1 protein-coding gene is annotated in these 1,030 nt (G+C 68.3%); it reads right to left on the reverse strand.

Translation table 11 applies throughout. The annotated features are described in order from the left end of the window. The coding region (gene mnmA / locus C2U70_RS32410) for a tRNA 2-thiouridine(34) synthase MnmA (protein WP_140982796.1) at positions 1 to 1,030 on the reverse strand (1,030 nt) is incomplete at both ends.

The raw sequence follows: 1,030 nt of genomic DNA on the forward strand, positions 1-1,030 counted from the left end.
TTCGACGCCGCGCTCTGGATGAAGCCGCCGCCAAGCACGCGCGCCTGCCCCGACGGCGCATCGTAGAACACGCAGGCCTGTCCGGGCGAAACGCCCTCTTCGCCCGCGACCAGCTCGACCTCGTAATGACCGGCGGCGCCGCGCAGCCAGGCCGGCTGCGGCGCGCGCGTCGAGCGCACGCGGACATACATTTCGAGGCCGCTGCCGATGGCGCGGTCGATGTCGCCATCGCCGATCCAGTTGACGTCGCGCAGCACGATGCGATGCATCTTCAGCGCCTCGCGCGGACCGACGACGACGCGGCGGTTCGCAGCTTCCAGCCGCACCACGTAGAGCGGCGAGCCGGAGGCGATGCCCAGGCCGCGGCGCTGGCCGATGGTGAAGTTTGCAATGCCGTGATGCTGGCCGATGACGCGGCCGTCGAGATCGGCGATATCGCCGGGCTCCATCGCATTGGGGCGCAGCCGGGTGATGATGTCGGTATAGCGGCCCGTCGGCACGAAGCAGATGTCCTGGCTGTCGTGCTTGTCGGCGACCGCAAGCCCGAAGCGGCGCGCGAGCTCACGCGTCTCCAGCTTGGTCATGTCGCCGAGCGGGAAGCGCAGGAAGTCGAGCTGCTCGCGCGTGGTCGCGAACAGGAAATAGCTCTGGTCGCGCTCGCTGTCGGCCGCGCACACCAGCGCACGCGAGCCGTCATCGAGACGGCGCGAGGCAACGTAATGGCCGGTGGCAAGCGCTGTCGCCCCGAGCTCACGCGCGGTCTTGAGGAGATCGCGGAACTTGACCGAGCGGTTGCACTCGATGCATGGCACCGGCGTCTCGCCGAGCGCGTAGCTGTCGGCAAAATTATCGATGACGGACTCGCGGAAGCGGTCCTCATAGTCCAGCACGTAATGGGGAATGCCGAGTTTTGCCGCGACGTCGCGGGCGTCGTGGATGTCCTGGCCGGCGCAGCAGGCGCCCTTGCGATGGGTCGCGGCGCCATGGTCGTAGAGCTGCAGCGTGATGCCGACGACGTCATAGCCCTCGG

This window comes from Bradyrhizobium guangdongense, assembly GCF_006483445.1.
GTDB classification, from domain to species: domain Bacteria; phylum Pseudomonadota; class Alphaproteobacteria; order Rhizobiales; family Xanthobacteraceae; genus Bradyrhizobium; species Bradyrhizobium guangdongense_A.